The organism is Serratia sp. JSRIV006 (assembly GCF_019968685.1).
GTDB classification, from domain to species: domain Bacteria; phylum Pseudomonadota; class Gammaproteobacteria; order Enterobacterales; family Enterobacteriaceae; genus Chania; species Chania fonticola_B.
In genome coordinates this window covers 3,913,566-3,928,210 of sequence record NZ_CP074137.1, presented here as the reverse complement: position 1 = coordinate 3,928,210, position 14,645 = coordinate 3,913,566, and the positions used below count along the sequence as shown (strand labels likewise).

Sequence of the window (14,645 nt, the reverse complement as noted above, 5' to 3'; positions counted from 1 at the left end):
GATAATACTGATGGAGAGGTAGCCCTAGTGATAATTAGTGATGGTCTTACGTTTTGGGGTTCGATTGCGGGTGGTATCTTTGTCGTCCTGCTGATTATCGGACTGATTTTTTCACGTCTGTATCGCCGCGCTTCGGCGGAACAGTCGTTGGTACGTACCGGTCTGGGCGGTCTCAAGGTGGTGCTGAGCGGTGGTGCCATCTCCCTGCCGGTGTTTCATGAGATTGTTGAAATCAACATGAAGACCCTGAAGCTGGAGGTCAGCCGTGCCATGCACGACAGCCTGATCACCAAGGACAGAATGCGCGTCGACGTGGTGGTGGCATTTTTTGTCCGCGTGCAACCGACCATTGAGGGGATCTCCACTGCCGCACAGACTTTGGGCCAGCGTACGCTGTCACCGGAAGATCTGCGCCAACTGGTGGAAGACAAGTTTGTTGATGCCCTACGCTCCACCGCAGCGCAGATGACCATGCAAGACCTGCAAGATACGCGCGAAAACTTCGTGCAGGGCGTGCAGAGCACGGTATCCGAAGATCTGGCGAAAAACGGCCTGGAGCTGGAAAGCGTATCGCTGACCAACTTTAACCAGACCTCGAAAGAGTATTTCGATCCTAACAACGCCTTCGATGCCGAAGGGCTGACCAAGTTGACGCAGGAAACCGAACGCCGTCGTCGCGAGCGTAACGAAGTTGAGCAGGACGTGGAGGTCGCCGTACGCGAGAAAAACCGCGATGCCATGGCACGCAAGCTGGAGATCGAGCAGCAGGAAGCCTTCATGTCGCTTGAGCAGGAGCAGCAGGTCAAGACCCGCAGCGCCGAGCAAAGCTCCCGGATCGCCACCTTCGAAGCGGAGCGCCGCCGCGAGGCCGAACAGAGCCGCATCTCCGCCGAGCGCCAGATCCAGGAGGCGGAAATCGAGCGTGAGCAGGCGGTACGGACCCGTAAGGTAGAGGCGGACCGTGAAATCCGCGTCAAAGAGATCGAGCAGAATAAAGTCACTGAAATGGCCGCCATCGAGCAGAAAAAAGTGACGGAAATCGCCGAACAGGATAAGGCCATCGCCATTGCTGCCAAGTCCGAGCAGCAGTCCCAGGCTCAGGCGCGCGCCAATGACGCGTTGACCGAAGCGGTGAAAGCGGAGCAAAACGTGGAAACCACGCGCCAGACTGCCGAAGCCGATCGTGCCAAACAGGTTGCTCTGATTGAAGCCCGTCAAGGGGCAGAAACCGAGGCGATGCAACTGACGCTGAAAGCCCGTGCGGAGAAAGAGGCCGCTGAACTGCAGGCCGCTGCCATCATTGAACTGGCCGAAGCCGCACGTAAGAAAGGCTTGGCAGAGGCGGAAACCCAGCGTGCGTTGAACGAAGCGGTCAACATGCTTTCCAGCGATCAGACCAGCCTGAAGTTCAAACTGGCACTGCTGCAGGCACTGCCGGCGATCATCGAGAAGTCCGTTGAGCCGATGAAGGCCATCGAAGGCATCAAGATCATGCAGGTGGATGGGTTGAACCGTTCTGGCGGTATCGCAGGGGCGACGGCGGCTTCGGTCGGCGGCGGCAACCTGGCCGAGCAGGCGATGTCTGCCGCGCTCGCTTACCGCACGCATGCACCGGTCATCGATTCCCTGTTACAGGAAATCGGAATCAGCGGTGGTTCATTGCAGGCGTTGACCGCTGCTTTGCCGCAGGCGCAGCCAGTTGCTCCGGTGGCGGAGCCTGACGCTGTAGTCGTTCAAGAAGAAATTACGGAACAAAAGCCGGAGTCGTATGCTCCGTCGACTGAGCACAGCATCACGACGGTAAGCCTTTCCTGAGTTACGACTGGATGGGGTTAATAGAATAAAAAACGGCGGGATAATCCCGCCGTTTTTACGTTTCTGTCCAGGAAAACAGATTAGAAACGGTAGTTGAAGCCAGCACCGTACAACCAGGCTGAACCCTTCGATTCGAAGGTATATGGGCCTTCTTTGATGGTGACTTTCTGGCCGTGCATGTAGGACACACCCACGTCGACAGAAGCGTCTTTATTGAACGCGTAAGTGGTACCGGCGCTGATCCAGGTGCGATCCTGATCCGGGATTGAGATAGAGCGGTTTTGTGCCGGAACCGGGCTATCATCGAAGGCGATACCGCCACGGAAGGTCCAGTTATCGTCGTAGAAGTAGGTGGTACCCAGCGCGATACGGTAAGCGTCACGGAAGCCTTCATGCTTCTGGAACAGCGTTTTGCCGTTGCTGTCTGTCGCTTTCAGCTCCTGGAACTGGCTCCAACTGGTGTAGGCCATGCTGTAGTGGATCGCCCACTGCTGTGCCACTCGGTTATACCCGGAGACCTCCCACATTTCTGGCAGGTTCAGGGTCAGAGAACCCGGGACGTTGTTACCGTCGGTCCCCATTGGTAGGCCAAACTGCCCGAGCAGGCCGTTATAGGCGGAAGGCAGGCTGCTGCGGTAGTCACCGTCAAAGTCGATTTTCACTTCAGAGCGGTAGGTGAAGCCGTAACGGTTTCTGTCGTCTACTTGATACAAGATGCCAGCGTTCCAGCCGTAGCCCCACTTGTTACCTTCCAGATGAGAGATCTGAGTATCGGCAGGGATCCTGGCTACCTGGCCAGCCAGCGCCGGAGGCAATTTGCCGGAGCCTGCCAGCAGCAGTGGTAAATCGCCGGCGAAGCGATCGATCTTGGCTTTGGCATACACTGCATCGAAGCCCAGACCGAAGCTGAATTGTTGGTTCAGACGGTATGCGAGGCTCAGGTTGAGGTTTGCCGTGGTCAGGTCGGTAGTCCCGCCGACGGAGCCAGCGGTGTAGCCTTCGTTGTATTCGGTGGCCAGGCCATAGTTGCTGGTCACAGAACCGCCAACGGCCCATTGGTCATTCAGCGGTTGGATGTAGTGCAGGTTGGGTACCCAGGCGGTCGGGGCAATGTTCTTCGCATCCAGGCTGCGGCCTGAAGGTGAGGTGCCGGTAATGTTAACGTCTGGGTCAATAAAAACGGCGCCCGCAGAGAAAGAAGGGCGGTCAAACATCATCATGGTCGCCGGGTTACGGCTTGCTGAGGCTGCGGTATCCGCCACTGCGCCTTCGCCAGAATAGGCTCGCCCTAAACCAACTGCCGAGAACTCGTTCAGCTGGAATCCTGCGGCATACACGTTCGAAGAAATAATTGCCACTGCAGCTGCGAGAGCTGATTTAGTGAATAGGTTTTTCTGGCTCATGACCAAAACCTCATTTTATGTGTTTATTATTTAAACAATGTTACACAAAGTAACATGGAGCGCGCGATTGTAGGGTCCGTTATCAATCTGACAAATCAGACCAGTGGCTGAATTATAGGTCCGACCTGTTAAGATGTTGCAAGTTTGTTTTTGAAATATTTCCAAATTGATATCAGAAAAGAGATCCACATAACAAAAAATGACCTGCACATAACAAAACTCTTATGTTTTTTTACCAAGTGGCGATTTAGTTATGTGATTTCCGTCACTTAAAATGCTTACAAAAAGTAAGGCTAGTGATTGGCAAGCCCGAGGAGTAAAATAAACACAGAATTTTGTTTATTTGCGCCAGATCATAAATGGCTATTTGGGCGAGCTTAACCGCGGCCCGTGAGGAGATTTCAACTATGTCAGATGCAATCAATAAATGTAACGCTCAGGAAACTGCGGCCTGCTGCTGTGTCGATGTCGGAACCGTGATGGATAACACCGATTGCACCGCTTCCTACAGCCGAGTGTTTGCCAATCAGCAAGATGCAGAGCAAACCCTGGCAGCACTGACTGAAAAGGCGCGCGGCGTGGAGTCCGAGCCTTGTGACATCAGCAGTAGCATTAAACCGGTTGACGGCGGCGTGCAATTGGATGTGGATTTCACCTTCTCTTGCCAGGCCGAAACCATGATCTTCCAGCTCGGCCTGCGTTAATCCCGACCCGATCCCGTAGGGGCGTACTATGCGCCCCTGCTGGTATCCGCACCGCTTTACCCCCTGCCAGAAAGTTGCTCCCGCTCTCAGTTTTCACTTCTGCCGGTTTGCCAAATGTAAACATTTGGTTAACAATGACCTCATCAGGTCAGACCTCTTTTTGTCCGTTGTATTGACGGCCTCTCTTCAGGAGCGTTTATGAGTAAGGCATTGCCGCTGGTTACCCGTCTCGGCGACCGTATCGCCATCGTTCAAGGGCTGCGCACCCCTTTCGCCAAGCAGGCTACCGCTTATCACGGTATACCTGCGGTCGATCTTGGCAAGACTGCGGTGAGCGAGCTGCTGGCGCGTAGCGGCATCGATCCCGCCCTGATCGAACAACTGGTATTTGGCCAGGTGGTGCAAATGCCTGAAGCGCCGAACATTGCGCGGGAAATTGTGCTTGGCACCGGCATGAGCGTGCACACCGATGCCTATAGCGTTTCACGTGCCTGTGCTACCAGCTTCCAGGCGATTGCCAACGTGGCGGAAAGTATCATGGCGGGCAGCATCAGTGTTGGCATTGCCGGTGGGGCGGATTCTTCCTCCGTGCTGCCGATTGGCGTTAGCAAGGCGCTGGCTCGTACGTTGGTGGACGTCAACAAGGCCCGCACGCTGTCGCAGCGCTTGAAACTGTTCAGCAAACTTAAGTTCCGCGATCTGATGCCGGTGCCGCCCGCCGTGGCAGAATACTCTACCGGTCTGCGCATGGGGGATACCGCCGAACAGATGGCGAAAACCCATGGCATTACTCGCGAGCAGCAGGATGCTTTGGCACACCGCTCGCATCAACTGGCCGCCAAAGCCTGGGAACAGGGGCTGTTGCGCGATGAAGTGATGACCGCCTATGTGCCGCCGTATAAAACCCCGCTGGCCGAAGATAACAACGTCCGCAAAGATTCCAGCCTGGAGTCTTATGCCCGCTTGAAACCGGCATTCGATCGCCGCCACGGTACCGTCACGGCCGCCAACAGTACGCCGCTGACCGATGGTGCGGCAGCGGTGCTGATGATGAGTGAGTCCCGCGCGAAAGAACTCGGCCTGGAGCCTCTAGGCTACCTGCGCAGCTTCGCTTTTGCCGCCATTGATGTCTGGGAGGATATGCTGCTCGGCCCTTCCTATGCTACCCCGTTGGCGCTGGATCGTGCGGGTATTACCCTGGCCGATCTGACCCTGATCGATATGCATGAAGCCTTTGCAGCACAAACGCTGGCCAACCTGAAAATGTTCGCCAGCACCGAGTTTGCCCAGCAGAAGCTGGGGCGTGAGCAGGCGATCGGCGAAGTGGATATGGAAAAATTCAACGTGTTGGGTGGCTCTATCGCCTATGGCCACCCGTTTGCCGCGACCGGCGCACGCATGATTACCCAGACGCTGCACGAGCTTAAACGGCGCGGTGGCGGTCTGGGGCTGGCCACCGCCTGCGCGGCTGGGGGATTAGGTGCGGCGATGATTGTGGAGGTGGACAAATGAGTTTCGAGAACGCATTGCACGAACAGCGTGCCAAGCCTTCGGCATTTCATCTGACCTTGCGCCCGGACAATATTGGCGTGATCACCATCGATGTGCCGGGGGAGAAGGTCAATACGCTGAAGGCGGAGTTTGTTGAGCAGATCAACGACGTGCTGCTCAAGGCACAGCAGCTTGCCACCCTGGAAGGCTTGGTGATTCTGTCCGGCAAGCCAGATTCCTTTATTGCCGGTGCAGATATCACCATGATTGCCGCGTGCCATACGGCCCAAGAGGCACAAACGCTGGCGAAGAAGGGGCAGAGCACGCTGGCACAGATTGCCGCGTTCCCAGTGCCGGTGGTTGCCGCCATTCATGGTGCTTGCCTTGGGGGCGGGCTGGAGTTGGCTTTGGCTTGCCATAGCCGCGTCTGTTCGCTGGATGACAAAACGGCGCTCGGCCTGCCGGAAGTCCAGTTAGGCTTGTTGCCTGGCTCTGGTGGCACCCAGCGCTTACCACGCCTGATTGGTGCCAGCAAAGCGTTGGATATGATGCTGACGGGAAGACACGTTCGCGCGCGTCAGGCGCTGCGTATGGGCCTGGTGGACGAGGCCGTACCGCAATCTATTCTGCTGCAAACCGCCATTGAGCGTGTGAAACAGGGCTGGAAGTCGCGCCGTGCGTTACCGTGGCAAGAACGCCTGCTCAACGGTCCGTTAGGCAGAAGCCTGCTGTTCAGCATCGTGCGCAAGAAGACCCTGGAGAAAACCCACGGTAATTACCCGGCAGCGGAGCGTATTATTCAGGTGGTGCGCACCGGTCTGGATCAGGGTAGTGCCAGCGGCTATGAAGCGGAGGCCCGCGCCTTCGGTGAACTGGCGATGTCACCACAGTCTGCTGCATTACGCAGCCTGTTCTTTGCCTCTACGGCGCTGAAAAAAGAGCGTGGCGGGGATGCTCAGCCCAATGAATTACAGCGCATCGGTGTTCTTGGCGGTGGTTTGATGGGCGGAGGTATTGCCTGCGTCACGGCGACTCGCGGTGGGTTACCGGTGCGCATTAAAGACGTGAATGAGCAGGGGATCAACCATGCGTTGAAATACACCTGGGATCTGCTGGGCAAACGGGTACGTAGCAAACGCATGCGTCCGGCAGAGCGTCAGAAACAGATGATGTTGATTTCCGGCAGCACCGATTACAGCGGTTTTGAACGGGTCGACATCGTGGTGGAGGCGGTATTTGAAGATATCGCGCTCAAGCAGCAGATGGTGGCCGATATTGAACGGTATGCCGCGCCGCATACCGTATTCGCCTCCAACACCTCATCATTACCGATCGGCCAAATCGCGGCGCAGGCAGCCAGGCCGCAGCAGGTTATTGGTCTGCACTACTTTAGCCCGGTGGATAAAATGCCGTTGGTCGAAGTGATCCCGCATGCCACTACCAGCGAACAAACCATTGCCACTACCGTTGCTCTGGCCCACAAACAGGGGAAAACGGCGATCGTGGTCGCCGATCGCGCTGGTTTTTACGTCAACCGTATTCTCGCCCCTTATATTAATGAGGCGGCGCGCTGCCTGCTGGAAGGCGAGCCGATCGAATCGGTGGATAAGGCTTTGGTCGATTTTGGTTTCCCAGTGGGCCCCATCATGCTGTTGGACGAAGTGGGTATCGACGTTGGCACCAAAATTATCCCGATCCTGACGGCGGAACTGGGGCCACGCTTTGCCGCTCCAGCTGCGTTCGACGCAGTGCTGAAAGACGGCCGCAAAGGGCGCAAGAATGGCCGTGGTTTTTATCTGTACCCGGCCGAGGGCAGCAGGGCACGCCAGAAGCGCAAGAGCGCAGACAGCAGCATCTATCCACTGCTGGGTATCACCGCCAAGGCGCATATTCAACATGCGGTGATCGCCCAACGCTGTATGATGATGATGCTCAACGAGGCGGCGCGTTGCCTGGATGAGGGCGTGATCCGTAGCGCTCGCGACGGTGATATCGGCGCGGTGTTTGGCATTGGCTTCCCGCCGTTCCTGGGTGGCCCATTCCGCTATATGGATGAGCTAGGCGCGGAGAAAGTGGTAAAAACCCTGCGCTATCTGCAACAGCAATACGGTGAATATTTTGCTCCTTGCGAACGCCTGCAGCGCATGGCTGAGCAGGGGGAACGCTTCTATCCGCAAGGCAGTTAACCAGCATAGCGGCCCGGTTTGCGCTACAGTTTGAGAAGGAGCCGCATTGTGATCGTCATCACTCCTTGCAATCAGGGCAATCCCGGAAGCTGTACAGGGAGATTGGGGAGGGGTAACGTAGCGTTTTGGTGGGTGGCTCACTCAGCGCTCCCAAAACTTCATAGCAACAAGGTTAAAATTTAACCCGTTGAATTGGTTGTTATGTCAGCGATGAATTTGTGTAAGGGCGCAAATGTTGTAAAAAACAGCGTTTTCTTTACGCGAACTTTCAGGCAAAATGCCCGGCCGCCATAGAGAGACGGCGCGTTATCGTTTGAAGCAGGCCTGTGTTCTTGAGTGCAACTCGGCGATACAGCACGCTCGGCGTTTCTGTATAGCGTTATTTTGTCAACAACAGCGGTGCAATATGCAAGTTTTGATTATGCGTCACGGAGAGGCGGCACTCGATGCAGCCAGCGATTCGGTAAGGCCTCTTACCGTTTGTGGCCGTGATGAGTCACGTCAGATGGCGGCCTGGTTGAACACCAAGTCTGTGGATATTGAACGAGTGCTGGTCAGCCCCTATTTGCGGGCCGAGCAGACGCTGGAAACGGTACGCGAAGCGTTAACGCTGCCGGAAGGTGAAGAAGTGCTGCCGGAGCTGACTCCAGGGGGCGACGCTGGGCTGGTCAGCTGTTATCTGCAGGCGCTGGCGAAAGAGGGCATCGGTGCGGTGTTAGTGGTTTCCCATCTACCGCTGGTGGGTTATCTGGTGGCCGAACTGTGCCCTGGGGAATGCCCGCCAATGTTTGCGACCTCCGCCATCGCTAATGTCGAGCTGTCCGAGGATGGCAGCATCGGCAAGTTTGAATGGCAGGTCAGCCCGTCACAGGTGATGGCCAAGGTCTGAGCTGGTTCCCACCTCAAAGGGCGATGATAAACATCGCCCTTTGTCATTAACGTCATCAAAATTGCCACTGTAACGTAAAGCCGAGGTTAACCGGGCTGGTGATGAAATTATCGGGCTTGGACAGCGGCACCCCAACGAAGGCGTCATAACCGACCGCTTTTACCTTCCCTCGAATACCGGCAACGCTACCGAGCAGGTGACCATCGGCAAAATCGTTACTACCGTCTCCTTTCACCCGGCCATAATCCATACCCAGATATAATTGCTGCTCCAGTTTTGGCAGGTTCAGGTTCAGGTCATTGCGCAGGGAGTAGCCCTTGTTGGCCATCATATTCATTTCACCGTCAAATCCACGTACGGTCCAGCGGTTACCGATACTGAATTGATCCTGAGTGGTCAGGCGGTCCGGACTATATTGCTGGCGAAAGCGGGATTGATAACTCATTGAGAGATCTTGCACGGTAAATGGCGTATAGGTGCTGATATCCAGGTTGAGGATACGGCTTGACGGAGCACTGTCCACCGGTCTTTCGGCACCAAACCAGGCGGTATCACGCTGATAGCTCAACATGGCGTCGACAATGGACTGGCCGACGTAGTGGCGGTGATTGAACTCAATGCTCCAGTTGGCCATATTACGCTGTTGTAACTGCAGTTCCGTATCGTTCAGGTAAAAATGCGAGTTACGCTTGAGGAGCTGAAAACTGAGCGTGTTTTTTTGGCTTGCGTTGCGATACAACAGGCGATTAAATTTTAAGCTAAGGTTGCGATACTTGCCGCGGTAGGAAAAATCGGTATAGATGCCATGGATATTTTGCAAATACTCGCTGCGGCTGGCATATAAATCCACTGACCAAAAGCCGTAGGGCAGCGAGTAGTACAACGAGCCATTATTAGCATGACGGGTCGATTGGAACTGCAAATCACGACCGGCAGAAACGTAGAACAGATCGTTCATCGAGGTCGGGTTATCAATATATAAAGCCAGGCCGCTTTGATAGCGGCCGGTTTGTTTACTGCCTGAGTCATCCAGCCAACCGCCCAAACGCCAGAATGAGGGTTGTTCACGGCTGATTTCCAGGTCGGATTCACCCGCATGTTTGCCTGGGTGGAGTGAAATATTGGCAACGACATCAGGAATGCGCTGCATGTTTTCCAACCCCTGCTCAATAGCACGCAGATCCAGCAGATCCCCTTGGCTGCCAGGGAAGGTGGTGTGCAAGTTGACGTACTTATCGCTGTCATCGGTTAGCCTGACGTTGCCAATGGTGCCGGGCAGGATCTCCAGGGTGAGAAGCCCTTCGGTCAAATTTTGCTGGGGGATCATGACCCTGGTAGTGATATAGCCATGCCCAATCAGGTCATTTTGTAAGGCAGTTGCGAGCGTTTTCACCCCCTGGATCCCCAGGCAGCGCCCTTGTGCTTGTTCTGTCAGTTTGTGCAAGGGTATCCAATGAGGGATCTTGTTGTCCTTATTCAGTTCAACCCGTTGAATGGTGAAGCAGGGTTGTTCTTCAGGAAAGTCAATGTGGGTACTTAGTCCAGCGTTGCCGGCGGAGCGCACGTCTTTACCTACGGTTTCCAATTGGTTGTAGCGTGCTTTTTCCTGTTCCTGCTGGTGGCTCATTTGCTGCTCAATAAACTGGCCATTTTCAGCTGCCTGAACCAAGGGGGTGAGAATAAGCAATAGCCAAGCATGGGGAGAGCGAAAACGCATGTTAACTTCCTTATTAATATGATTTTTCTTAAATCAGACGCGGTATGGATATAGGTAAAAAAAGAAAAACAGCTGATGGCCATTGTTAACATGGCTATCAGCTTGTAATTACCTATCTCGCGATGAATAGATGTGATAGGGGGGCAGCATTAGCACTGGATTAGCGCTTGCTATGGATTTCTACAGTATTGTCTGAGATCAGTTTGCCGTAATTACTGAATTTCCCATCAGTACTGACCTTGATCTTGTTTTTGCCAGCCAAGGTCCCTTGATTATAGAAGCTGCCATCGACCTGCTGACCGCCGGAAAGCGGGCCGCGCTTCATGTTGATCTCTAAAGTATCACCGGCCTCAATGTTTCCAGCAGTGCTGGCCGATGAGCCATTATCTAAACGTGAGGCATTAACCACCAGATTTTCGCCAGCAATCATATTGCCATTGTGATTGCCAATGTTGGCCGCAGTCAGCGTGATGTTTTTATCGCTCCCAATATGCCCATGCTTATTGGCTATGAGATACTTAGAGATAATGGTGATATCACCCTGAGAAGCGATGACACCATACTCATTATTGAGTGAGGAGCTTAAATTTAGGTTCATGTCACCACCGCTGAATATTCCGTATTCTTGGGTCGGATTGTGATAAGCACTATTAACCAGACGAGCGGCGTCGATATTCAAGGCTTCTTGAGCCATGATTTTACCTGAGTTGTTTTTAATCTCTGACGCTTTTATAGCTATGTTGCCTTCTGCCAGGATTTCACCCTGGGTGTTATTCAGTTCGGATGAGACGTTGATAACAACGTCATCCTTGGTTTGGATGAGGCCATATTGACTGCTTATCTTGTAGGCATTCAGCGTCACGCAGCAGTTAGCCTCAATAATCCCTCTGTCGTTGAAGAGCGTGTTAGCGGTATTAACCGTCACGCCACCGACATCTGATACAATTCTACCCACGTAGTTATTCACACCATACTTGGCGTCCAGGGTGACATCGTCCACGGCACTGATGATACCGCTGCTGTTTTTGATTGAGGATCCTTTGGTGCTAATCGTAATCCCCTTTCCAGCGCTGAGTTCACCATTATCATTATCGACCCCTACATTTGAAGATGAGGCTGCGGAAATGTCGATGTTGATATTGCCATCGGCCACCATGGTCCCTTTGATGTTTCTCACGTAAGCGCTTTTAATATCAATATCATTGCCCGCTTCAAGATAACCATCTGGGCTGTTTATTACGTATGTATTGTTGTTACTGGGGGTCAATACCACCCTGAGATCTTTTTGGGCAGAAATAGTCCCCTTATTGGTGAGTGAACCATTCATGTTCATGGTCACATCACCAACAGAAGCGGCGAGGGTGCCAGCGTTATTTACACCCACGCCATTCCCGGTACCGATCAGCGTAATTTTGTTGGCGTACATGCCGCCCAGGTTGGAAACGTCAAGACCTATGCCAGACTGACGAGCAGCAGAGAGCAGGGTGGCTTTGGTGTTGTCGACATTAACGCGGTTTTGGCCATAAGTGACCCTTAGATCCTGAGCCTGCACGTCGGCGTTAATGGCAACGGTGTGGGCAATTAAATCGGTATAGTTGGCGCTGGAACTCTGCAAGCCATCGCCAGTAATGGTAATTTTACCTTTGTTGACAACGTAATCGAGGACGCGCCCATTAGCCACCGAGGCCTTGCCCGTGGTCAAGGTCGCACGATTGGCGTTGATGAAACCGCAGCCGTTACAGGTAATCCCCGATGGGTTGGCAATAATAACCTGTGCATTCTGGCCTGCTACCTCAATCATCCCGTTGAGTTGGCTGGCTTTAGCGGAGTTGACTTCATTGAGGATAACGTTAGCGGCCCCTTTGGCCATATTCTTGTTGCCGTTAATGGCACCCGCCACCTGGGTCGTCGAGTTTTGTGCGCTGTTATTTAGCACCACTCCACCACGGTCTACGTCAAACTGGTTATAGATATTGTGAGAAACGCCCCCTCTGCCGGGCTTATTAATCTCGATAACCGTACCGCCTTTGATGGAGCTGGCACCGAGCGATGGGCCACCTGGTGCGGAAACGATAGCGGCTTGGGTAACGGTGACTCCCTGTAAGGCCAGCAGGCTAAAGAAACAAATTGGCGAAAGTTTGGCAAGAAACGGCTTCTGTTTGTTTTTTAGGGTCATAATATTATTTCCTATAATATTTGAAATGCAAAGGCTATCAATATTGATAGCCGAACTGGTGGAAAAAGGCTTTGCAGCTAACTTCATTTCTGTCAACCATGAGGGATCATCCCCAAGTTGTGCAGGTGGTATATACTATTATTTGATTAACTTAAGGTGCTATATTTGCGATGCGGCTATTTGTAGCAGTTATTAACTGCGCATAACAATGTATACGCTTTATCTACGTATAACAAAATGCGCATTCTACTGACAATATTCCCCTTGTCTACTTTTTGGCGTTAATACAGGATCATTCTCGTAAATTTTAAATCACATCAATGATTTTTGTTTTAAGCATATTTAAAACAAATGTTTTATTTGAAATCCCAGCTTACAGGCGTTTGGTGTATTTAAGTGGATAGGGTACTGGGGAGGGGACTTAAGTTTTTGCCAGGATTGGTAGGGGCTATTTCGTCAAGGTGGTTCCCAACTCATGGCCCCTTTTGGACACCGTCACTGCGGATTGTTTGGCACCGCCAAGTGCCATTTTATTTCGCTATTCGGCTAGTTCGATCAACAGCAGTATGGCTGCGTTACCGCCCCATTCTTTGGGAGCCTGGTGGAACGCCAGCACGTCCGGATGTTGCGCTAGCCACAGCGGAGTTTGCTGCTTGAGGATGTGTTTACCGTGGCCGTGCATCACGCAGGCACAATGCACGTGCTCACGCTTGCAGGCGGCGATCATCGCCCCTAGCTCCTGCTTGGCCTGCATCTGCGTCAAGCCATGCAAATCCAGGAACAGATCCGGCACGTAATCTCCGCGGCGCAGTTTCTTCAACTCATAGTGGCTGTAGCCGGGACGCACATAGCGCGTTGGGCCCTCATCTTCCAACTGCGGTTGAAACTCATCGGAAAAGTAAAAGCTGGCATCCACCTGCTCTTGCAACAGGCGCTGCGGCGCGATCTGTTTGGTTTTCATTTTCGGTTTTGGGTGGACGATGGTGTCCTGCGGCAGCTTCTTTGCTCCCGCTACCGACTCTCTAAAGAGCAATAATTCATCTTTGCTCAGAGGGGGCTTATTCTTCATTATTCGCTCGTCGCCTATCATTTATCGCGCTAGTTTACCTGCTCGAAGGTTTCTGTCGACGCAAAACTGGCACTGAATGCCAACCAGAATGCTGCTACGCTGCTATTGCTGCTGATTTGTCGCAGGCTTCATGGCAAACTACGGGGCTAAATCATGAATCATCGTGCCTGCCGGAGGGCAAATTGGACAAAATTTTCGTCGAAGAAGCAGTGAATGAGCTGCACACCATTCAGGATATGTTGCGCTGGGCCGTAAGCCGTTTCAACGCCGCCAATATCTACTATGGCCACGGAACCGATAACCCGTGGGACGAAGCCGTGCAATTGGTCTTGCCCAGCCTGTTCCTGCCGTTGGATATTCCTGAAGATATGCGCACTGCACGCTTGACCTCCAGCGAGCGTCACCGCATCGTTGAGCGAGTGATCCGCCGTGTCAACGAGCGCATCCCGGTTGCTTACCTGACCAATAAAGCCTGGTTCTGCGATCTTGAGTTCTATGTCGACGAACGCGTGCTGGTACCGCGTTCGCCGATTGGTGAGCTGATCAACGATCGCTTCAGCGCGCTGATCCCACATCCGCCACGCCATATCCTGGATATGTGTACCGGCAGTGGCTGTATCGCTATCGCCTGCGGCTATGCCTTCCCGGAAGCGGAAGTGGACGCGGTAGATATCTCCACCGACGTGCTGGCCGTGACCGAGCGTAATATTCAGGCGCACGGCGTGGAACACCAGGTGATCCCGATCCGCTCCGATCTGTTCCGTGACGTCCCCGCGATCCAATACGATCTGATCGTCACCAACCCGCCGTATGTCGATGCGGAAGATATGTCTGACCTGCCGCAAGAGTTCCGCTTTGAGCCGGAGCTGGGCCTGGCCGCAGGCAGCGACGGCCTGAAGCTGGTGCGCCGCATTCTGGCCTGTGCGCCAGACTTCCTGAGCGATGACGGCGTGCTGATTTGTGAAGTGGGCAACAGCATGGTACATCTGATGGAACAATATCCGGATATTCCGTTCACCTGGCTGGAGTTTGATAACGGCGGGGACGGCGTATTCATGCTGACCAAACAGCAGCTGATTGACTGCAAAGAGCATTTCAGCCTCTACCGCAGCTAACCAACAACCTGGGCTCACCATAGTGCGGGCCTGTATGCCCCGTTTGCATGCGAACGGGATGACAACCAACGGTAAGGAGC

10 protein-coding genes are annotated in these 14,645 nt (G+C 53.6%); 6 read left to right on the top strand and 4 right to left on the bottom strand.

Going from position 1 to position 14,645, the window contains the following annotated elements; translation table 11 throughout:
- Positions 1 to 27: 27 nt before the first annotated feature.
- On the top strand, positions 28 to 1,815 hold the full coding sequence (locus KGP16_RS18140; RefSeq protein WP_094982015.1) for a flotillin family protein: 1,788 nt from the start codon (positions 28 to 30) through the stop codon (positions 1,813 to 1,815).
- A gap of 80 nt (positions 1,816 to 1,895) precedes the next feature.
- Here KGP16_RS18140 and fadL read toward each other — a convergent pair whose 3' ends face one another.
- On the bottom strand, positions 1,896 to 3,218 hold the full coding sequence (gene fadL / locus KGP16_RS18135) for a long-chain fatty acid transporter FadL (RefSeq protein WP_021806066.1): 1,323 nt from the start codon (positions 3,216 to 3,218) through the stop codon (positions 1,896 to 1,898).
- 407 nt (positions 3,219 to 3,625) lie between these two features.
- On the opposite strand from fadL, the gene KGP16_RS18130 reads away from it, so the two are divergent.
- From KGP16_RS18130 to sixA, 4 genes are all read left to right on the top strand, one after another.
- Positions 3,626 to 3,922, top strand: a complete 297-nt coding sequence (locus KGP16_RS18130; RefSeq protein WP_074032198.1) for a YfcZ/YiiS family protein — start codon at positions 3,626 to 3,628, stop codon at positions 3,920 to 3,922.
- A 198-nt stretch (positions 3,923 to 4,120) separates the two neighbouring features.
- Positions 4,121 to 5,434 carry an acetyl-CoA C-acyltransferase FadI gene (gene fadI, locus KGP16_RS18125; RefSeq protein WP_024485084.1) on the top strand — a complete coding sequence of 438 codons (1,314 nt, stop codon included), beginning with the start codon at positions 4,121 to 4,123 and terminating at the stop codon, positions 5,432 to 5,434.
- A complete protein-coding gene (gene fadJ / locus KGP16_RS18120; RefSeq protein WP_223500114.1) occupies positions 5,431 to 7,599 on the top strand; it encodes a fatty acid oxidation complex subunit alpha FadJ in 2,169 nt (722 codons plus the stop codon). Before fadI ends, fadJ begins: the two co-directional genes overlap by 4 nt.
- Before the next feature lie 406 nt (positions 7,600 to 8,005).
- The gene (gene sixA, locus KGP16_RS18115; RefSeq protein ID WP_021806062.1) at positions 8,006 to 8,488 is read left to right on the top strand and encodes a phosphohistidine phosphatase SixA; all 483 of its coding nucleotides are present in this window, start codon (positions 8,006 to 8,008) and stop codon (positions 8,486 to 8,488) included.
- Between the two features lie 55 nt (positions 8,489 to 8,543).
- Here sixA and KGP16_RS18110 read toward each other — a convergent pair whose 3' ends face one another.
- From KGP16_RS18110 to smrB, 3 genes are all read right to left on the bottom strand, one after another.
- The gene (locus KGP16_RS18110; protein ID WP_223500113.1) at positions 8,544 to 10,205 is read right to left on the bottom strand and encodes a ShlB/FhaC/HecB family hemolysin secretion/activation protein; all 1,662 of its coding nucleotides are present in this window, start codon (positions 10,203 to 10,205) and stop codon (positions 8,544 to 8,546) included.
- Positions 10,206 to 10,365: 160 nt separating this feature from the next.
- Positions 10,366 to 12,468 carry a filamentous hemagglutinin N-terminal domain-containing protein gene (locus KGP16_RS18105; RefSeq protein WP_115158239.1) on the bottom strand — a complete coding sequence of 701 codons (2,103 nt, stop codon included), beginning with the start codon at positions 12,466 to 12,468 and terminating at the stop codon, positions 10,366 to 10,368.
- 451 nt (positions 12,469 to 12,919) lie between these two features.
- Entirely contained in the window at positions 12,920 to 13,450 is a 531-nt protein-coding gene (gene smrB, locus KGP16_RS18100; protein ID WP_021806058.1) for an endonuclease SmrB, read from the bottom strand.
- A gap of 182 nt (positions 13,451 to 13,632) precedes the next feature.
- Between smrB and prmB the strand changes: the two genes are divergently transcribed.
- Positions 13,633 to 14,565 carry a 50S ribosomal protein L3 N(5)-glutamine methyltransferase gene (prmB, locus tag KGP16_RS18095; RefSeq protein ID WP_021178614.1) on the top strand — a complete coding sequence of 311 codons (933 nt, stop codon included), beginning with the start codon at positions 13,633 to 13,635 and terminating at the stop codon, positions 14,563 to 14,565.
- Positions 14,566 to 14,645 lie beyond the last annotated feature (80 nt).